Annotated in this window: 17 protein-coding genes; 8 read left to right on the forward strand and 9 right to left on the reverse strand. The window is 36.1% G+C overall.

The window, feature by feature from the left end; all coding sequences use genetic code 11:
* The 4 genes from BC008_RS41560 to BC008_RS41575 all read left to right on the forward strand — a co-directional run.
* The coding region (locus tag BC008_RS41560) for a WD40 repeat domain-containing protein (RefSeq protein WP_407657100.1) at positions 1–1090 on the forward strand (1090 nt) is incomplete at its 5' end.
* A 234-nt stretch (positions 1091–1324) separates the two neighbouring features.
* Complete coding sequence (gene recF / locus BC008_RS41565; protein WP_027846327.1) at positions 1325–2443, forward strand: DNA replication/repair protein RecF; 1119 nt, start codon at positions 1325–1327, stop codon at positions 2441–2443.
* A 254-nt stretch (positions 2444–2697) separates the two neighbouring features.
* Positions 2698–3114, forward strand: coding sequence for a hypothetical protein (locus tag BC008_RS41570; RefSeq protein ID WP_027846326.1), 417 nt, complete (start codon positions 2698–2700; stop codon positions 3112–3114).
* A gap of 306 nt (positions 3115–3420) precedes the next feature.
* The gene (locus tag BC008_RS41575; protein WP_027846325.1) at positions 3421–5868 is read left to right on the forward strand and encodes a putative PEP-binding protein; all 2448 of its coding nucleotides are present in this window, start codon (positions 3421–3423) and stop codon (positions 5866–5868) included.
* A gap of 114 nt (positions 5869–5982) precedes the next feature.
* On the opposite strand, the gene BC008_RS41580 is transcribed toward BC008_RS41575, so the two are convergent.
* Positions 5983–6819 (reverse strand): DUF1361 domain-containing protein, encoded by an 837-nt coding sequence (locus BC008_RS41580; RefSeq protein ID WP_027840911.1) that lies wholly within the window; start codon positions 6817–6819, stop codon positions 5983–5985.
* Between the two features lie 312 nt (positions 6820–7131).
* Here BC008_RS41580 and BC008_RS41585 point away from each other — a divergent pair, with 312 nt between their 5' ends.
* Together BC008_RS41585 and BC008_RS41590 are read left to right on the forward strand one after the other, a co-directional pair.
* On the forward strand, positions 7132–8697 hold the full coding sequence (locus BC008_RS41585) for a hypothetical protein (protein WP_027840912.1): 1566 nt from the start codon (positions 7132–7134) through the stop codon (positions 8695–8697).
* Between the two features lie 71 nt (positions 8698–8768).
* Complete coding sequence (locus tag BC008_RS41590) at positions 8769–8981, forward strand: hypothetical protein (RefSeq protein ID WP_058183382.1); 213 nt, start codon at positions 8769–8771, stop codon at positions 8979–8981.
* Positions 8982–9020: 39 nt separating this feature from the next.
* Here the strand turns inward: BC008_RS41590 and BC008_RS41595 are convergent, their stop codons facing one another.
* The 6 genes from BC008_RS41595 to BC008_RS41620 all read right to left on the reverse strand — a co-directional run bounded on the left by BC008_RS41595 (position 9021) and on the right by BC008_RS41620 (position 15890).
* Positions 9021–10130 (reverse strand): hypothetical protein, encoded by a 1110-nt coding sequence (locus BC008_RS41595; protein WP_036264476.1) that lies wholly within the window; start codon positions 10128–10130, stop codon positions 9021–9023.
* Positions 10131–10249: 119 nt separating this feature from the next.
* The gene (locus BC008_RS41600) at positions 10250–12256 is read right to left on the reverse strand and encodes an iron uptake porin (protein ID WP_027840914.1); all 2007 of its coding nucleotides are present in this window, start codon (positions 12254–12256) and stop codon (positions 10250–10252) included.
* Positions 12257–12419: 163 nt separating this feature from the next.
* Entirely contained in the window at positions 12420–12896 is a 477-nt protein-coding gene (locus tag BC008_RS41605) for a hypothetical protein (protein WP_027840915.1), read from the reverse strand.
* A gap of 303 nt (positions 12897–13199) precedes the next feature.
* The gene (locus BC008_RS41610) at positions 13200–13952 is read right to left on the reverse strand and encodes an energy-coupling factor ABC transporter ATP-binding protein (RefSeq protein ID WP_027840916.1); all 753 of its coding nucleotides are present in this window, start codon (positions 13950–13952) and stop codon (positions 13200–13202) included.
* 362 nt (positions 13953–14314) lie between these two features.
* Entirely contained in the window at positions 14315–14974 is a 660-nt protein-coding gene (locus BC008_RS41615) for an energy-coupling factor transporter transmembrane component T family protein (protein ID WP_036264478.1), read from the reverse strand.
* On the reverse strand, positions 14967–15890 hold the full coding sequence (locus BC008_RS41620; protein ID WP_027840918.1) for an energy-coupling factor ABC transporter permease: 924 nt from the start codon (positions 15888–15890) through the stop codon (positions 14967–14969). Before BC008_RS41620 ends, BC008_RS41615 begins: the two co-directional genes overlap by 8 nt.
* A 350-nt stretch (positions 15891–16240) precedes the next feature.
* On the opposite strand from BC008_RS41620, the gene BC008_RS41625 reads away from it, so the two are divergent.
* Positions 16241–16738 carry an acyl-CoA thioesterase gene (locus tag BC008_RS41625; protein WP_027840919.1) on the forward strand — a complete coding sequence of 166 codons (498 nt, stop codon included), beginning with the start codon at positions 16241–16243 and terminating at the stop codon, positions 16736–16738.
* Between the two features lie 457 nt (positions 16739–17195).
* Here BC008_RS41625 and BC008_RS41630 read toward each other — a convergent pair whose 3' ends face one another.
* The gene (locus BC008_RS41630) at positions 17196–17429 is read right to left on the reverse strand and encodes a hypothetical protein (RefSeq protein WP_321170070.1); all 234 of its coding nucleotides are present in this window, start codon (positions 17427–17429) and stop codon (positions 17196–17198) included.
* 696 nt (positions 17430–18125) lie between these two features.
* Entirely contained in the window at positions 18126–19322 is a 1197-nt protein-coding gene (locus BC008_RS41635) for a 1-deoxy-D-xylulose-5-phosphate reductoisomerase (RefSeq protein ID WP_027840920.1), read from the reverse strand.
* A 1216-nt stretch (positions 19323–20538) separates the two neighbouring features.
* Between BC008_RS41635 and BC008_RS41640 the strand changes: the two genes are divergently transcribed.
* Positions 20539–21453 (forward strand): polysaccharide deacetylase family protein, encoded by a 915-nt coding sequence (locus tag BC008_RS41640; protein WP_027840921.1) that lies wholly within the window; start codon positions 20539–20541, stop codon positions 21451–21453.
* Positions 21454–21519: the final 66 nt, after the last annotated feature.

Raw genomic sequence — 21519 nt, forward strand, 5'->3', positions numbered from 1 at the left:
CGCCAAGGTATGGGACACCACTGGCAAGTTGCTTGCCACTCTCAAAGGCCATACAGAAGCGGTCTCTGACGCCAATTTTAGCCCCGTTAGCGCAGCGTCCCCAAAGGGAATTGGCAAGACCATCGTCACCGCTTCAGATGACAACACCGCCAAGGTATGGGACACCAGTGGCAAGTTGCTTGCCACTCTCAAAGGCCATACAGGCTCGGTCTCTGACGCCAATTTTAGCCCCAATGGCAAGACCATCATCACCGCTTCACTGGACAACACCGCCAAGGTATGGCATGTGAAGAATTTAACGGAAATGTTAAATATTGGTTGTGAATGGTTGAATAATTATTTGATAATCAATCCCAAAAAATTGCAAAAATTAGAGGTATGTCAAAACAAATCTAATCTCAAAGCAGCAGCACCGTTTTTGGTGCAATTAGGAGAAAAAGAAGCCAAAGCTGGTAATTTTGAGGATGCTGTTGCTACTTTCAAGACTGCTTTAAAATGGAACCGTCAATTAAAGCTTGACCCCCAGAAAAAAGCGCAATTGTTTGAGAATCAAGGTAAAGCAGAACAGTTGGTTAGTGAAGGTCAATCCATAGCACAAGAAGGTGAAATAGAAAATGCTGTCGCGAAGTTTGAGGAAGCACTACAACTAGACCCCAAATTAGACATCAAAGCAGTTGCCAAAGGTTTAGTTAATAATGCGAATATTCTTGTTGAACAAAAGAAGATCAAAGAAGCAATTAAAACTTACAAGCAAGCACAAAAACTCGATCCCACAGTAGAAATTAATGCTGATACTTGGAATCAACTTTGTAGACAAGGTGGTTTAAATGGATCTGCCAAAGAGGTGATGTTTGCCTGTGAAAATGCCGTTAAACTTGCCCCAAATCATGGTTATATTCGCTATAGCAGGGGATTAGCCAGAGCATTAACAGGGGATTATAAAGGAGCTATCGCCGATCTTAAAATATTAATCGCTCAGACTAATAACAAAGAAAATAAAGCACAACGCCAGGGGTGGGTAAAAGCCTTGCGAGAAGGTAAGAATCCATTTACCAAGGAAGTATTGGAGAAGTTGCGGAATGAAGGATGAAAATTTACAGCATTTGTAATTGTATTGACAATTATCTGAACAATAATTCTGATGTGAGCGCTCCACAAGGGAAAGTCAAAAATAAATCGGGGATTTATGAGATAACTTTCAATTACGGCATAACGCACCGTCGCCATTAAGAGTAATATACGAGCATTAAGATATAAGGTTTAAGGAATTAATTAATCTTTTAACCTAAATACGTAGTGCTATCGTTTCCCAGTCGATCGCTTTATGTTTCTCAAAACTCTTCACCTCAAACAGTTTCGTAATTATCAAGAGCAACGAGTAGATTTTGTTGCTCCCAAAACCATACTCTTGGGTAATAACGCTCAGGGAAAATCCAATTTACTCGAAGCTGTAGAGCTATTAGCAACTTTGAGAACTCACAGGATCGCCCGCGATCGCGATTTAGTTCGTGATGGGGAAAATATTTCTTTGATTTTGGCAACACTACAAAGAGAAGCGGGTATCAGCGACTTAAAATTAACCTTGCGGCGTAACGGACGGCGAACCGTTAATCTCAATAGTGAAAATCTTCGCCGTCAGATGGATTTCCTTGGGGTTCTCAATGCAGTTGAATTTTCCAGTTTAGACTTGGAATTAGTTAGGGGAGGACCCGATGGACGACGTAACTGGTTAAATACCCTTCTAATTCAGCTAGAACCAGTTTATGCCCACATTTTGCAGCAATATAATAAAGTTTTACGACAGCGCAATGCACTTTTAAAGAGTTATCAGCAATCTGAATTAAAGGTTCCCCCCAAAGAACTGGCTGTATGGGACGCACAACTTGTCAGTGCTGGAACAAAAGTAATCCGAAGGCGCGATCGCGCTTTGCAAAGACTAACCCCCATTGCTAGTAATTGGCACGCCAGTATCAGTAATTCTACAGAAGTATTACGAATTAAATATTTGCCGAGTATTCCCTTGGAAGAAAACGAACCAGAACAGGTACAGCAAGCATTTTTCACCAAAATTGAACAACGGAGTGTAGCTGAGTTACATCAGGGTACAACCTTGGTGGGACCCCATAGGGACGAAGTAGAATTGACAATCAATCAAACAGCAGCCCGTCAGTACGGTTCCCAGGGTCAACAACGGACTTTGGTATTAGCACTTAAATTAGCTGAATTACAGTTAATTGAAGAAGTGGTTGGAGAACCACCATTATTACTGTTAGATGATGTCTTAGCAGAATTAGATCCTTCTCGGCAAAATCAATTATTAGATGCAATTCAAGATCGGTTTCAAACTTTAATCACTACTACTCATTTGGGTTCATTTGATTCCCAATGGCTCAAGTCATCGCAAATTCTGCACGTCAAAGCTGGGGAAATATTTCCTGGATAGGGTTAGCTTTGTCAAAAATTCTACTTGTAGCTAAGATTGGCTAAGTATAAGTTTGGAGAGGAATAATTTAAGAAATTAGTAACTATCAACGTAAATTGCGTAGTTACAGAGCCGTTGAATTTTGTTCGCGGATTATACCCGTCCGATCAGGTTATTGTTTAACTTGTGATTCTTTCACCTGTAATACCAGTTTAAAAATTACACATTTTTCGTATTACTTCGGTCAACAAATAAGAATTTATATAAATTGTGCAATGTCTCACAGTAATGACTTAGTAGAAAAAGAAGAGATCTCATCCTTAGGTGCATCTTTGCAAGAAATTGAGCCAGGAATTCTCAAAAAAGGCTATAAAAAAGGAGCCACAAGAGTTTGGTATCAAGGAGAAGAGCCATACTTTGATGTTTTTTGCGAACTCATTAATGATGAAATTGTCTGGTTTCAATTTACGTTGCGTGGTAAATCTGTATCTTGGGATAAAGATAGATCTGGATGGCAAACCGGTAATACTGACGAATTAAAAATCAACGATGTCAGTTTTTATGCAGCTAGTAAGACGATTGATAATGACAGTGCAATTGATTGGGAATTTATCAATTTAGTAAAATTAATTCTGACAACTAGAACTGACCAAGCTGTTTTTATTAAAGTACTAGCACTTTTTAATTCTTGAAAAGTAAAAAATAGGGGAGATTAAAGGTTAAAATTCATAGGCAATAGCTTAAAACTTCATAGTTATGGTCAGGTTACAGTTATCCAATTGAAACTTTAAACTACAGCACAATACAACCATAGTTTTATTAGATATTTATCGGTCTAAAGCAAAGTTGTAAATATGCTCATAAATACTATTTTAATGAGTATTTTTGCTGATAATTAGGTTTCACTAGTTGTCAGGATACTCTCCCCTGAGCGCTAATAAAACTAAAATAATTGATAACTTACAAGTAATAAATCAAGTAATAAATCAACGACCCAAGTGGACAAACTCTACTGGCTTGACCGAATTCAACTGCAAGATCGCACCAAAGTTGGTGAAAAAGCATTTAAGTTAAGCACTATCAAGCAGCTTGGCTACCCCGTAGTTCCGGGTTTTGTGCTTGAGGCTGAAGTAATGCAAGAATTTCTTGAATCTCTCAACACTTCAGAAGCTCTGATTGCTGATTTACCCCATTCTTCTTTACATTTGGATGCTGATAATTGGCGTCAGCTACAACAGGTTGCAAAGAACTTGCGTCAAGAAATTATCAATGCCACAGTTTCACCAGAGTGGGTTAAAAATATTACTAGTGCTGCTCAAGAATGGGAAAGTAAATATTTAGTATTTCGCCCTTCTATTGCGATACCCCATGCAAACAACCTGAGGCTTGAAAATATATCAAGCGTATTAGAAACTCAGTTTTGCTGCAATGAGTTTGAAGCAATTTCTTCAACACTAAAACGGGTTTGGAGTCAGTTATTTCGTGCTAAAAGCTTATTTTACTGGCAACGAATTGGAATTGATCTACAACAAGTAAATTTTGCAGTATTAGTACAACCGATCGAAAGTGCGATCGCCAGTGGTACACTCAATTCCTACCATTGGGGATGGGAAATTGAAGCTACTTACGGGTTAGGAATTGGTATCACTCTTGGTGATATACTGCCAGACTTTTATTCCATTGAAGGCGAAACACTCAACATTCAAAAGCAGCAGCTTGGCAATAAAATCTTAGCTTACCGTATTGGGGATAACCAATCTACGGAGAACTCTCCAGCAATAGCAACTTCTTCGATCGTATTAAATAATAATTGTCTTCTACCCTACATTTTAGAAGAAATCAAGCAACAACAATACGCCTTATCACCACAATATTTACATCAATTGAATCAAATTACTGGTCAACTAATTGATGAATTTGGCAGTAATTTTAGTTTTAACTGGACTATATTCCCAGAAACTCCCACCGGCAGAATTTACCTTACAAAAGTAAATAATCCCTTATCCAGCATTAATAGATTGAATAAGATTAGGGGATTAGCAGCATCCACAGGTAAAGTTAAAGCCAATACATTCATCATAAATAATTCAGACCCACGACCAGAATTATTACCCCAAGGGGTAATTTTAATTGCTCCTAATATTACTCCCGACTGGTTACCAATTTTACGGAATGTTGCTGGTATCGTTGCAGAAAGGGGAGGTTTAACTAGCCATGCAGCGATTTTAGCTAGAGAGTTAGGGATTCCAGCAGTTGTTAACGTTCCTGAAGTTACAAGTATTTTCGAACAAGGCGAACCAATATTAATTGATGGGGATAATGGGGAAATTTATCGTTTGAGTGCAGATACGGAACAAACACTGGATAATGGCAAAAATCATCAATTCTCCCTGAACACAAAATTAGCAAGCAATCAAAATCAGCCAGGAAATTTATCGACTGCGGTAGCTGTATCTATGCAGCATAATTCTGTACCAAATGACCGAAACCTATTACTCCCAAAAGATTTGCCCAGATCTAGTTCTCCTAACTTCGAAGAATCTATTGTTGCTACTCAACTATTAGTTAATCTCAGTCAATCCCATCTCATCGAAGAGGTAAAAAATCTTGCTGTTGATGGTGTTGGACTAATCCGTTCAGAATTAATGGTGTTAAAAATATTAGAAGGACAACACCCCCGTAATTGGTTACGTTCTGGTCGTAGGGAGCAGTTATTGGAGTGTTGGTGTCAGGAAATTCTGCAGTTTGTGGGTAATTTTAATCCCAGACCAGTTTTTTATCGTTCCTTAGATTGGCGATCGCACGAATTACCATCTCTTCAACATCACTCTCAATCTTCTTCCCAATCGATTTTGGGAGAAAGAGGAACCTTAAGTTACTTACAAAATCCAGAATTATTTGAATTGGAACTGGAAGCTTTAGCTAATATTCAACAAGCCGGTTATAGCAATGTTAATTTGATATTACCTTTTGTTCGTACAGTTGAGGAGTTTTCTTTCTGTCGTCACAAAGTAGAAGAAGCAGGTTTAACTCGAACGCAAAAGTTTCAGTTGTGGATCATGGCAGAAGTTCCCAGTGTATTATTTCTCTTACCTGAGTACATCAAAGCAGGAGTCCAGGGAATTTCAATTGGTACAAATGACCTCACACAATTACTCTTAGGAGTAGACAGAGAACAAGGACAGCTAGCAGCGATATTTGACGAACGACATCCTGTGGTGATGACTGCTATTTCTGAATTAATTCAAATGGCGAAAGAAGGGGGGATTCCTTGTTCAATTTGCGGTCAAGCACCAGCACTTTATCCCGAAGTAATTGACAAATTAGTAGAATGGGGAATTACTTCAATTTCTGTAGAGCCAGAAGCATTAAAGCGTACTCATAGCGCAATCGCTCGCGCCGAAAAGCGCCTGATTTTAGAAGCTGCTCGAACCAGAAAAAATTGAAAATATTTGATGAACAACAAATGAGCAATTACCAATTACCCATTACCAATTACCCATTACCAATTACCCATTACCAATTACCCATTACCAATTACCCATTACCNCAATTACCCATTACCCATTAGAATTCATACGTTGTGAGGGAACAGATACTTGATTTTTTCCTTGGTTTGTAATTCCTAGAGTCACCCGCTTCATTATCCAGTACAAACCCCAAAGAACTATAAAGGTAATACCCATAATTACTATTGGTTGTTTACCCAGAGTATCTGCGATTGTTTGAGTTAATAATTCGTCTGGTTTGGTAATTAAATCCCAAGTATTAAAACGTAAAAATCTTCCCAGATAAATACCAATTCCACACAGGATATGAGTAGTGATTTCCATTGCGAAAATCCATTTACTCTTACCAATTTGGTGTAAGTAGTAACCAAGATTTATTAGGGATAGAACATAAGCTTCAAATCCACCCAAAATTACAACAATATAAGTGGGAATCAAAACTAAAGTAATCATCCAAACAGATTGGATTGTCCGGATATCATCAATTAAGTGAATAATATCAGTTAATAAATAAGGTGCGTTAGGTAAAAAAGCATAGAAAACTAAAAATCCCGACCACCACTTCAAACGGAAACCCAATCGACCGGGAAACAGTGCTAACCCAACAGCAATTAACGCTGCACTTGAAAGCCATACCAGTTGAATTAGCTCTACATTATTTTGAAAACCAAGTACCTTTTGGAAAATTTTTGGGATACTCGGTAAAAAACCCAGAACCATTAAACCACTCAACCACCACAACCAAGTGTATTCTTGGCGCTTGCGAAACAGTATTACACTTAAAGCCAATGGAATAAAAGCCAAAAATAAATTCCAAGTCATCCAACTCATATTGATTCGCAAAACTTGGACAACTCTGTCTGTGAGGTCAATTAGTTCTGGTTTCATAGGTGCTTCAACAGAAGACGTGTAAACTAATACGATTTACTTTCTTCTAAACTAGCTAATTAATCAAAAAAATGCACGCTCTTGTTTCGCTTTATACAAATTACTTATTTGTACCGGTTAGGAACAAAAAATTGCCTATTAAATTATCTTATCTTTTCCCTACCTTTTTAAAATATGATGAACGCAAGTATTTTTTATACAGCAATAAACAACATAGTTAGGTAATAATTAATCTACTTACTTGTAGATGTGATAGATGCGTTGTTTTGTGGAGAAATAAATATCTCCTAAAAATTTTATGGAGAGGATTAGATGACTTTTAAATTATACAATCACAATATTTACTTGTTTGCTTATTATCTTAGCGAAAGTAATAACAGTTTAGGTGAATATAAACCAGATTGGCTATGGAATAAATGTGATGAAATAATTGCTAAAACTTTAAAAACAGAATTTCATTTTAACGTTAAACAATATCTTGATTTAGAAAACAAACCAGAAGAAGCATGGGCTAATTTAAATAAGTTTTTTCCAAAAACTGATGATTACCATCCTATATATATACAGCCTCATAATTGTTTTTTTGACCCCAATAGTCGCAAAAAGGATTTAGATAGTAAAACTTCTATTCTTTACCCAGTACAACTTTATGATAGTTATGGCTTCGGTCTTAAACTGATCAATCCAAATAATGAATATTCTAAAGGGGTGAATGATAAAGAGATAGCATTATTTAATCCAAACAATTGTTTGATGCTAGACCTAGAGCAAGATAATCAATATTTTCTCGGTCAAACCTTATTCATTACTATTAATTTGGAAAATAGGCAAAAGTTAAAATATAAAAATAATAGAAATAAACTTAAAAATATTGCTGATAATTACATAGAATCTTTATTACCTGATTATGTCAGAAAACCTCCCTTCAATCGTGCTGGAAGTTTATTCGGATCTCCAATATTTGAATATGGTATCATCAGAGCATCTCAAAGTTACAGTCATATTATAATTTGGTTTATTTTAGATGATTCTTCAGAAGAAAGATTTGATAAATATTATCAACAATTATTAGACTTATTCTTTTTTAGAGCTAAAATAATTCACGCCTATAATGAAATAATAAAGATTGAAAAAGAAGCAAAAAAGAAATCTAAAGATATACAATTAGAAATTGAAAAAACCCAAGAAAACTATAATAAGAATAAAATATTTAATCAGTATAGAGAAACCAAAAATGAATTAGATTTGAATAAATTAAAAAACTTGTTAATTGAACTACCATCTTTGTCGTTAGAGTATACAGAAAAGATACGTATAATAAAGGAATTTCAAAATGTTGTAGTATCCTACACTAAAAATTATAGTGACAAAATTTATGAAATAAGGAGTAATTTTTCAGATGAAGAGGATTTTTCATTTTTAGAGCTTTTTACTGATAGAACTTGCTATCCTTTTCAAGATAGAATAGTAGCTGCAGTCAACTTCTTTCAACTTGATACTAATTTAATCAACAATGCCATAGACTCAATTAGAGGTCAAGTTGAAATCGAACAGGCACATAGAGAACGCCAGTTACAAACTACAATTACAAGCTTAGGTATTGGTATTGCTGTTGCAGGGAATTTTGCATCTAGTTATGAAGCGGGTTCAATAACAGAGAACGACGAAGGCAATTACCCTGATATTTTGGGAATACCTTTTGACTCAGTTCATTTTACGATTTCCTTCTGTATAAGTATGGTTATTGGTTTTATTGCATGGCAAGGAGCATCGTGGTTTTTTAGTTGGTGGTATATTGAAGAGCAACTTATTAGAAAAACCAGATTTAAATTAAATCCTTTTAGATTATTACAAAATAGACAGCATAATACTAAATGAGATAATTAAATTCAAATAAGGAAAAGCACACAGACTTATTTATTACTGGATTTTTCCGTCCTATTGTTGGTATGTCGTTTGCTATTTTCACAGTAGCATTGATTGAATCTGGGATATTTTCTGGTGTTTTTAGAACTAGTAAAACTGAAAATCGCGCTGTTTATCTTTATATGGCTATAGCTTTTGTCGCCGGATTTAGTGAAAGATTGGTGGAAGATGTAGTTTTACGCACAGAAGATACTTTAACAGGTTTTTCTTCGCGTTCAAATAAATCAGATCGGTGATTACTAATCAAATAAAATTCAATTACTAAAATTCAATCACTAACGTAACAAAACGCGACTACGTGGACCAATAAGTTTTTTCCTTATGGTTACCTCCCTTTCCTTTGACAAACTTCCAACCTTCGGATTGAGTTTAGAATAATTACCACTGCTAAATTCAATATCGGGTATGGTCGAAGGTAACAAGCTATCAAAAGAATTAATATTATTGTTAGCAGTATTGATAGGAGAAGGTGGAATTATTTGATTGTCAGTTCCAATAGAATTTGAATTGTTGTTTGTCAAATTTCCATTAGTTACGGAATTTCCGCTAGCACCAGTGTTAGAACTTCCATGATTTGCAGAACTTCCACTAGTATTGGAACTGGAACTACCACTAGTTGTAGAACTTACACCAGTTGTTGAACCTCCACCAGTATTGGTATTGGAACTGGAACCACCACCAGTCGTAGAACTCCCACCAGTTGTTGTTATGGGAACAGCATCAGCAGGTACCTCCACATACAACTTCACCAAAGGTGAATTTTTCATTTCCAATGAAGTTACGGTTGGTTTCCCAGGAAGATCGGATTTAAAATCAAATACTGTTGGACTTTCACCACCATTAGGATCGCTGTATCTTGGTCCTTGTCCTGTGACTTTAAAAGTTCCTTCGTACTGCTTTCCAGTTTTTGGATCTGTAACAATACCTTTATAAAAACCTGCTTTTATTCCAAACTCATCTTGAACAACTGCTTGAAATTTAGTTCCATCTATTTTTCCTTGATATTTATAATCTTGTAATTCACCACCCGAAAGTACCGGTGAAGCGATCGCACCATTTTTAGAAATAACCGGAATACCTTTAAAGTCAACATAATATTGAAGACTTCCATCAGTACCAGTTTTCATTTTCACATAATCAGAACTGTAAACTGCTTTCCCATGACGGAAGTAAGTACCGTTATGATCGGTGTCCACCCGAGTAGTAACTCTATTGAAGTTTGGATTAAATGCAGGAAGTTCGAGAGTTCCAGATAATGTACCAGTACTTTGAATAGTAAATGGAGTTACTTGCGCTGACACGATTGATGAATTTAGCCCTAAAAATAAGCTAGTTAGACCAGTACCGAATAAAATGGTGCGAGTAAGCGCTGATGTTTTTTGCATTTTTGGTAATTGGTAATTGGTAATTGGTAATTGGTAATGGGTAATCAGTGATGAGTAACGAGTGATTTTTAACTATTAACTGTTAACTGTTAACTGTTAACTGACAACTGTTAACTGCTCTAAAACTGATATGTCGCTCTGAGTGCACCAACCACTAGAGGGTCGTTACTTTTGTTATGGTCGGGATTAAAAACTACAAAAAAGCCAGGAGTTAAAGAAAGATTTTGGTTCACTTGGGCGCGATAAAAAAGCTCTAGGTGAAGTGATGTATCTTTGCGTCCACCAACCGTACCACCATCAGAAAAATTCGGAAAATTAAAACCATCAGGTAAAGAACTGGAAGTGATTTTTGGTGGTTGTCCAACGATCGCACCAGCTAAATTACCGCTTTTTCCCAAGTTAGGTAAAGCTGCAAAAATAGCCCAATTAGTTGTTTGTACGTTACCAGAAATATTTTGCGGGTCTGAATAAGTCCAACCACCCCAACCTCCCACCTCCAAGTTTGGACTTATTCGCCATGCTACCGTCGCACCGACTGCTTGAGTATCAAACTCTGTCACAGGTGCAAAAGGGGAAATTAACTGAGCGTCTCCAATTCCCGTACCTAATAGAGCATCGGGAGAATGGGAGTAGAGATAATGTATTCCAATATTTAAATTATTGGTAGGAGCTAAACTTAATTGAGCTCCAGCACTATATCTACCATTAAATAAACCACCACTATTAGCTCCGGGGAAAGATGCAACTTCAGTGTTATAAATAGCTTGCAAACTCACGCGATCGCTAATTTGCCAATCAAAACCAACTCCACTTCTACCATTACCAATGGTCAAAATTGGGTTGCGTTGACCAAATAAAGAAATAGCTCCTTCTCCAGAACCTTCCAAAGGATTAATTCCCCTAAATGTAGAAATAGAATTAACTCCTGCAGTTCCAATAACAAACCCTAGATTTTCTGAGACCGCAAAGCGATAAGATAATTCGTTTAAAACTACATCATTATCAGTATCAGACTCATAACCCAAACGTCCCATGTTATTAAATACGAGAGGTGCTGAGGAACCTAAATTACCTGTGGATAAGCCAGTCAGCAGTAAATCCTTACCAGTAAATGAAGTAGCTAAAGTTAGTTGTACGCTATTGTTGAAACTCAGGCTGCTTTTTGCTTGACGCTCTGTTTCCCCATCCCGAGGAAATAAATCTACTTCTGGATTATTGTTACCCTGTAAACTAAGAATTGCCTGTCCAAATAGCTTTGTGGTAGGAGAAAAATTATTTTCTTCTGAGCGTGTAACTCTTTCTTCAAAATATTCGATCCGTTTTTTTAGCTGTTGTAACTCTCGTTGAAAATCTGTTTTTAGTCTTTGTAGCAAGCGTAAATCTTTTTCTGTAACAGCTTCGTTAGTATTGTCAGCTATCAACTGATTAATTTTTTCCGTACAATTTGCTAAATCAGCAGCAAATTCATAGCGATTTATCGCACGATTTCCAGCATAAGCTCTATCTTTATACCCTGAGATACAACCATAACGCTCTATTAAAGACTTCAAAGCACCAAAAGCCCAATCATCAGGTTGTACATCATCTAGCTGTGATACTGATGTAAGTTTAGAAATTAGGAATTTTGGGTTTTCTGTTTTAAGTACTGAATGTTCGTTCTTAGCTCTTAGGTCTTGACTTTTGACTTCTGATACCCGTTCAAAATCTGATATTTCTGGTATTTTCTCTTGAATTTCAACTTTTCTTGAAGAGAAAGAGTTAGAAACAGAAAACTCATCACCATTAGTTCTTTGTCTCAACTCTTGAACCCCACTCACTGGAGGTGTGCTGTGTAGTAAATTTTGTTCTGGAGTAATGATTTGAGGTAAATTTTCCTCCTCTTCAATTTTCAAGGTGATATTGGAACCACTCATATCTGGCTCGAGTGTTTCCGGAGGAGCTATTTGAGAAGATTGAATCTCTGGTTTTTTTTGTTCTTGTTTTACTTCTTTATGTTCTAATTGTTGATTTTGCTGTTCTGATACTTCCTCAAAAGAAGCTTCTACTTGTGGTGAATATGGTAATTCCTTTGCTGATGGGATTCCTGTTGTTAACACGCTCGCAATCAACAAGCCAATATTGCTCATTAGTTGTATTTCAATTTACTAACATCCACTATTTCCTGTGACAGATAAAATTAGTATTCATCAGGAAAATATTACATAAAAATGTTGCAAATGATACTAGCGATAGTGCTAGTTTATGACGAGGGTATTAATACTGAAAAAACTTCAAGAATTATCTAAGAAACTATTTTTCTTGCTTACAATAATTTCCGATCTCTATTTCCAACCTATCTGATTGCTTCGCATATTTTGATGCAGTATTTAATGCTAGTTTAATATCTTTACGTGCCTTACGTATTTTCCCTCGACCAGATTTTGAAGCTTCTGCTACTTTTGAAGCACCTAATGCTTTACCAGCTTTATCCACTTCTCGACTCATATTGTTAAAAACCTGAGCAAAACTATTTGTATATTCTCGGAGTTTTGGGTCTTCTAGATTAAGCCTTTCCAACTTCTCAGCGACTTTATCTAAATCTTGAGCTAGTTGTAAGCTGGTGACAACTTGGTATCCTTTCTTGCTTTGTACTAAGGATGTTCCTTCTTCTACTGTTTGAATTAAGCGTTGGCATTGTGCTTTTTTAGTCTCTTCACATGCGCCAACTAATAAGGTCAGACTTAAACTCAGGGGAGTGATAATTTTAAATAAAATCCGAATAGACATTAATTTTCTATATTAAATAATACTGAAATTATCATAACCAAGAGTAGAGTAATTTTACACATTAGCACTCATGTATTTAATCTACCTCGGTTTTAGGTGTCGAGTTGATAAAATGTGTATTTTAAAATAAATGTTCACTTTTATGGGCAGACAAAAGGAAGCTTGGGAGCAGGAAGAGGTTTGAGAAACAAATTAGGCAAAAAGTCTTTATCCCCCATACTATCCCCTGCTCCTTGCCACCTTATTAGATCAGTATTTTTACTGCCTATGATAAAAAAATAGTAATTTTATAGTCGAGTAATTCTACCAGTCTAAGGGTAAACCTACTGCCTCCAAGCTTTCACCATCTTGTAAAAGCAATTTTATGTCTTTGTCTATAACAACTTGTCCTCTCGATAGGACTAAAGCTCGCTGTGTAATTTTGCCAAGCCAATGCAGATCGTGGGAGGCAATCAACATTACTTCTACTGGTAAATTTATCAGCACTTCAGCCAAATTTCGCCGCCATTTAGGATCTAAACCATTAGTTGGTTCGTCTAATATGAGAATTTTTGGTTCTAAAGCTAAAATAGTTGCTAAAGCAGCTAATCTCCTTTGTCCCCCTGAAAGTTCATGTACCGAACGATTAGCATAAGCTTCTAAATTAAAATCTGCTAATAACTTTCTGGCTTTATCCACAGCAACAGCTGCTGGTACCCCATAATTCCGGGGTCCAAATGCCACATCCTCTAAAATTGTCGGCATAAATAATTGGTCATTAGCATCTTGAAAAGAAAAGCCAATATAACTCCGTATTTCTGGTAAAGTTTTCGTTTCTACAGGAGTACCGCGAATCCAGATTTTTCCAGAAGTTGGTTCTTTTAAGCCAATAAGGTTTTCTAACAAAGTACTTTTACCAGAGCCAGTAGCACCCATTAACGCGACTCTTTCCCCTGCATACAAGTTGAAAGAAATTTCCCTTAAGATAGGCTCTTGTTTGGAATAAGCATAAACTAATTTTTCTACTATCACTTCTGGTTTTGAGGTGATTGATTTTGAGGTGGTTAATTGTGACATTTTGAGTTTTCTTTCGATCGATCTAATGAGGTGAAGTTAATCAGGACAAAACGCCCCCGAAAGGGCGCTCCTGTAATGCGAAGACAAATAACAATGAAGATGAATAACTCGAAAGCAAGAGTCTGAAGACCAGTTAATCCTGAAATTCGAAAATAGAAAAACAAGAAATTAGAAAATAAACCACTAATTGAGAAAAAATAACAGTTTATGTGGTTAGAATATCCGTAAAAGTGATGTGCGATCGCCAAAACTGACAGAAAATTTCTAATAAACTCTAAATTCTTGGGAAGAGTAAAGTAAGTCCTCAGAAGTAGTGACCCTAAATCCTAAGCCTTGATTGCTGTTCGAGTGTGAATTCGTAATCAATCGAGGAGATAAGAACCTACAGTTAAACTAATTGCCATTGTACTACTGACAAACAAAGTAAAACGTTCTTTTGTTCTTAGTCCAGAATTTACTGGAAGTTGACCATTGTAACCGCGAGCTACCATAGCAGCATGAACTCTTTCAGCACGGTCTAAACTGCGAAGAAAAAAGGCTCCAATCATCGCCGCACTGGTGTAACGAATCCAGCCAGCTGTACCTCCCAAACCACGTAATTTAGCGCTACGCTGCATTCGAGTTACTTCTAACAACAATATTTCTAAGTACTGCCCAGCTAAAAGTAAGCTTTCTTTGAAGGCTTTGGGTAGTGGCAAATCTTTAAGGGCGATACCAAAGCTATGGGGAGGTAAAGTTAGCAAAAAGCTATTCATAGTTACCAGACAAACTAAAGAACGAACCAGTAAAAAACTTGCTCGTTCCCACCCTAAAGGTAAAGCCATTACAGATAGAAAGACTAATTCTAGACTTAACAATCCTGTTAATTTGCGGATATTAGCCTGCAAGAAAATAGCCCATAAAATTGCTATTACCCCATAACATAGGAGCCAGTACCAAGCTCCTAATTTTAGTAAAGCTGTTCCAATTACGATAATCAGCGACAAATGTAATTTTAATGATAGAGAGACTCGATCAAGCATTCTTTGGTTTAACAATTTTGGCAATTCCAAAAGCTACAGCAAAACAAACAACCGACCCTAAAACTCCAGCAATGCTAGTACCTACTCCCTCATTACCATTAAATGTATAGTCTGAAAATGGTGTGGGTAAAGATACTCGCACGTTATCTGCTAGACCTATAAATCCGTTGTCCTCAGCCACCCTTTCTAAACCATCGGGCCAAGCCGAAGCAAACAAAGATAACACTCCCGCAATCAATAAAATACTGATAACTGGAACTACCCAACCGCGAACTTGTTTCTCTTCTCCTGGTAATAGGTCCGGTCTAGCTTGAGAAAGATAGGCTAATACTCCACCGGTGATTAATCCTTCTCCAATACCAATCAAGATATGAACACCAGTCATCGCTGGTAAAACAATATTTACCTTTCCAGTACCGGATATGCTAAGTTCAATTGCTGCAAAAATTGCCGCCGCGACTACACTTAATGCAGCCGCAATTCCACCAGCAAGAGGTAAACGACTTTTAGACCCACCCAGCAATCGTTGCAAAGTTTGAGTTAATATCCATGCTACCCAAACTCCAATTACAGCCATATTAAAAATATTGGCTCCTAAAGCTGTAATACCGCCATCAGCAAATAATACCGCCTGAATAATTAAAACAGTAGCAATACACAATGCACCAGCCCAAGGACTACCCAAAACAATCGCTGCTAATGCTCCACCTAGTAAATGACCGCTAGTGCCGCCAGCTACAGGAAAATTTATCATCTGCGCTGCAAAGATAAAGGCTGTAGTTAAACCTAATACAGGGGCACGACGAATACCAAAAGCCTCTTTGGAGCGTCCTAATGCCAAACCTAATACTGCTACACTTGCCAAACTTGTAGCTGCTGCTACAGATGGAGAAACAAAACCATCTGGTATATGCATAATTTTTCGATTAATTAGTGATATAAACCAACAAAAAATACTGTAGCTAATACGCAATCTTCTATGTATTAAATATTGTTTGAGTTATTTTTTCAATACCCCTATAGGGCATTTTATAAGTTTTTTCATCAATACTAGTGCTTTATTATATGTTGCTAAATATACTTGTGTTTCGCGATGTAAACTTTATGTAACTTACTTTAATTTGTTGTCTAAAAGTCATTATTAGGTGTAGTGAATTTCTGTAAATATAAAGTTCACTTTAGGAATGAAATTTGTTAGTCTTAACTCTCTTGTTGTTTAATATTTTAGTTGTTAAATACATATAGCACTTATCAATCAACTTAACTATGTTGGAAGAAAAAACAGAGCAACCAAAATTACCTACTAGCGCCATAGATCGTATTTCACATCAAGCATTTGATGACTGGTTTGAATATCCCATCAGAGTACAACCTCACCATACGGATTACCTTGGTGTTGTTTGGCATGGTACTTACGTTGCTTGGCTGGAGGAAGCAAGGATAGAATGTTTGCGCTCGATAGGGGTTAATTATGAAGATCTAGTTGCTTTGGGCTGCGATCTACCGGTTGTTGAGCTTTCTATACGCTATCACCAGTCTTTAAAACTAGGGACTACTGCTATGGTTAAGACTCGTATGGCTGAAGTAACGGGTGTAAGGATTAATTGGGATTATGCTATTACTTCTGCCGATATACAAGAACTATATTTAACTGCTCGGGTAACCTTGGTAGCTTTAGATCGCGAAAAGGGTAAAATTATGCGTCAGTTACCTGCAAATGTAAAGGATGCACTTGCAAGAATTTCAGGAACCACAAAAAAATAATTTATTTGCTAAACTTCATTGGCTAAATAATTTAATAGGCTAGATATTTAGTCCCTAATTCCTGAAAAATTTACTGTAAGGGAACTTTCTCAAATGATGTGGTGTGGGCTGTGCCCACTTTACAAAAAAAATATTACTTTGGATGTGTTTTTCGGTACTAAGACACAATTTTATACCCTTAAATTATTATTGTGGTGCAAAATTATGAATTATGGAAAAGTGATTGTTTATTAACTACAATTTGGAATAAATGCATTTAATTGTATATTGGGATTCTGGCAGTTTCATTTTGGAATTTCATTTTGGTATCTGAGTGAAATTAATTAACAATTTTGAATTCAAAATATTGAGTCAGGAATATTGAATTAGGAATAAGAAATATTCATAGGGAACCTATATGTCATTTGATACTAAATATATAGATTATTTTACCTCAGTACTTGTATTGTGGAGTAATTTAATTATTAGTGTCTATTAAGTCTTTAATGGCATCGTTGTTTTCAATTGCTCCGGATACCTTTTGTAAGAATTCAAATACGTAACCCACAACATCAAAAGGACTAATATCAAATCCAATCTTTAATAAAACAATAATTGCAGCAACAGTTAGAGCTAGTTTTACTGTAGTCTTAACTACTTTAACCAATATTGTAAAGACAATCCAAGCGACTATGAAAGTCAGAATAATCATAGAGTTATATTCCTTGTATAATAGCCCCAATAATCGCCCTGCTCACTAAGCTATATATTGTCGCTCTTAGGCTAGGAGACATCAATCTAAAATAATGTGGCTGGTATACAGCTCGCCATCACTAGAATTAGGAGTTTAAATTCAAGTACTAATATATACGATAAAATAGCAATTTTTGGGATATTTTATATGTAATGAATAATATTTCAGATAAATAAGAAAAATGATGTAAAAAACTATATTATGTCAAATACTTTTCAATGCATAGATATACTTCGAAATCAAAAAGTATCTGCTATTGTTTTTCGGTTACTGAGTGTGCCGATCTATTTTATATTTTCGGCTTGTTAAGCCCATCCACTACACAAATTGGGAATTCCAACTGAAACAGAGAATACAAAACAAGTAGTTTCCTCGTTCTAAAGCGTAAAGCCATATTACTTCTAAAATACCCTATCTGTCTTGTGCGTTATGATACCGACTGTATAATTTTTGTAAAGACGCAAAACCATGACCTTACGGTCACCCTCAGTGCTTTACGTCTCTACATTAAAAATTGATGTTTGGATATTATGGTTGGTCGACACTCCCGCGCCCTAAAGGTCGTGGGATGTAGCGCTCCGGCACTATAAACCAAATAACAAATTGGATATTAAATTTCCTCAAAATTCTCAACAATTGTCAGCAATCGAGAATTCATCGTAAAGAAATTACATCGCTCGAAGATTTTAACTCTTGGGTAACCTGTAAAACTTCTTGCCTTGCCCACCGGTCTGCAGTCAAAATATCATCTAAGGTTGGATTCAAACGATTGCGATCGCGGTGACGGTCACAAACTAATTCTATACTGCGGGGAATATCTAGAAACTTAATTTTTTCTTCCAAGAATAGGGCTACTGCTTGTTCATTTGCAGCATTTAATACTGCTGGCATTGAACCACCTGCTTGACCCGCAGTATAAGCTAAATTCATGCAAGGATACTTTTGATGATCGGGTTCGCGGAAAGTTAAATTTCCAGCTTTTACTAAATCTAACCTTTCCCACTCAGTATAAATACGTTCGGGGAAAGATAAAGCATATAGTAAAGGTAAGCGCATATCCGGCCAACCCAACTGGGCCAAAACAGAAGTATCTTGTAATTCAATGAGGGAGTGGATAATGCTTTGAGGATGAATAACAATCTGAATGTTAGAATAGTCCAACCCAAATAAAAAGTGTGCCTCAATTACTTCTAAACCCTTATTCATCAAAGTGGCAGAGTCCACAGTAATTTTTCGCCCCATTGACCAATTGGGATGCTTAAGGGCATCTGCAACTGTAACCTGTGCTAATTTTTCAGTTTCCCAGTCGCGAAAAGCACCACCAGAAGCAGTTAATAAGATTTTCCGCAAACCACCTTCCGGTACACCTTGCAAACATTGAAAAATTGCTGAATGTTCGGAGTCTGCAGGTAATAGTTTAACACCATGCTTTGCTACTAAAGGTAGAACGACTGGACCCCCAGCAATTAAGGTTTCTTTATTTGCCAAAGCTATATCTTTACCAGCTTCAATTGCAGCAACTGTCGGTAGCAAACCCGCACAACCAACAATTCCTGTAACTACAGTTTCTGCATCACCATGACGGGCAACTTCTATTACTCCTTCATTTCCCGCAAGTAAAATAGGTTGCGGATCGACATCTTTAATAGCTTCTTTTAGCTCGGGTAACTTTTCTTCAGCAAAAATTGCTGCAATAATGGGCTTAAACTGCTTAATTTGAGCAGCCAACATTTCCACATTCCGTCCGGCTGCTATTCCCACAATCCTGAACTTTTCTGGATTTTGAGCTACAATTTCTAACGTCTGGGTACCAATAGAACCTGTTGAACCAAGAAGTGTAATCGCTTTCACAATTGCTTATCAGATGAAAAGACAACTCCACTATAAATTGCTTGGGACACTCAAGGAAGAATCAGGGGATTGAGGACTAGAATTCGGGGATCGGAGACTTACAATCCCACTGACAATGGTTACTATCTATAAAAGTTATTTCATAAACCAATTACAAACTGCATCATTATTAGCTATTTCAATACTTTGCAGTTTTCCCGCTAGAATGTTTGTACTGTTACCGGAGTTATTACCTATTCGTAGAATTTACAATACCTAAGGTTAAATACGCATCCCATTAAAACTGACTGAAGAATCTTTAAAATTAATGTTTTTCAGCGAAATATTTGCCTGTAGAAAGTTACTTTAATTTATTATTTATTTTTCCTATTTTGGGTCTTTAATTATACTGGTGGCACACAGTATAATATTCAAAATTACACACAAAGTTTATACTGACTTGATGTTAAGTAAATACTGAATAAAATGTTGTATTAGACACATTGTATTTTATGCTTAATTATACAAGCATGATATTATTTGTTATAATTATCTTGTGGAACGCTAGGGTTGTCAGTCGAGATAAACTTCAGTATTTATACTGTCAACACAAATATCTAGAGTGTAATATCAATAATGTAGGGTTGTAAGGAACTAACCCTGGAAATATAAACTAATAATTTAATATTTCCTTAAAAATTGTTCTTGTCGTGTTCAAATATTTAGTTTTTTGAACCATTCATCAATTATAAAAAAACAAGTACTAATAATGCATTATTTAGTACTAATTTATTTGATGTTGATAAAGTAAAAATAATGATATTTCGAGAGTATTAGTACTAAGAATAATAAAGCTAATAGTTAACTTTTGCTTAGTTTAAATCAAGAAAAATCAAATTATCTTTAGGTATAAATTTAACTTTGTCTTTAACAGTAATATTCTGAGGTAATACTAAAATATACATTGTCAATGATGAAGGTAATATTTTGCATTCAATAATATTTAATATCCTCTCAAAAAATATTAGTTTTCCGTTGCTTTAATCTCACTTTTTGTGATGCTTAGACATAAACAAAGTCCGTAAAATCAACTAACCTCCTTTTGTGCTCTTTGTTGATGAAATCTGTTAATTTCTGGATTATCAGACAATCAATGAGTATTTATCTATATGGATCTGTAATTATCACCAACCGCCAGTCAAACTTCTGACGTTTACACCCTTGAAGGAGTTATGAAGTGGAGAAGAATAAGTTCTTTGCTTGGCCCCAAAGTATACTAATTGGGCTGGCAGCATTAGGTGGTACTCTTAGTTTAAGTTGGATTATGCCAATTAAACCAAGTCTTTTTGAACTGGGGAGTACTAATGCTGTAGATGCGAGCCCAGAAAAGCTGTTAGCTAAGCCACAAACTCAGAAACAAATTGAATATTTCAAGTTAGCAATGCTAGCTACTTGGCAAAAAGAAGCACGAGGAAAAGGTTTATATCACACCGTACCAAAAACTTTTTTTGGCAAAACTATTAATTCAGCAAAACTTTCTAGCGAACATAAAGTAATTGCTCTAACTTTTGATGATGGACCTTGGCCGGGATATACTGCACAAATACTAGATATTCTAAAAAAAAATCAGGTTAAGGGTACATTTTTTGTAGTCGGGCAAATGTTGCAAACTTACCCGCACTTGGGTAAAAGGATAGTAGATGAAGGTCATACGATCGCAAATCATACATGGCACCACTGGTATCACTATTTTAATAAACAGGCTGCTGCATTTGAAATAGACCGCACCAGTAATTTGATTTATGAAACCACTGGTGTGAAAACAACCTTATTTCGACCACCAGGAGGAAAATTACACAATGGTTTAGCAGCTTATGCTAGAAGTAAAAACTATACCGTAGTTATGTGGTCTGCTGATTCGATAGATTACAAACGTCAATCACCATCAACTTTGATTGATCGCGTAATGGGACAGTCTACTCCTGGTGGGATAGTATTAATGCATGATGGTGGTGGAAATCGCTCTAATACTGTAGCTGCTCTACCGACGATGATTAAAAAATATCAGGAGCAAGGCTACCGTTTCGTGACTATTCCAGAATTATTAGAACTTAAAGAAAAACATCAACAAGTAGCATCTACAAAAAAATAAAGATTACTTCGATTTATTAAAATTTTGTGATTTTGTTTTGTGATTTTGTTTTGTGATTTTTAATTG

The organism is Mastigocoleus testarum BC008 (assembly GCF_001456025.1).
GTDB classification, from domain to species: Bacteria; Cyanobacteriota; Cyanobacteriia; order Cyanobacteriales; family Nostocaceae; genus Mastigocoleus; species Mastigocoleus testarum.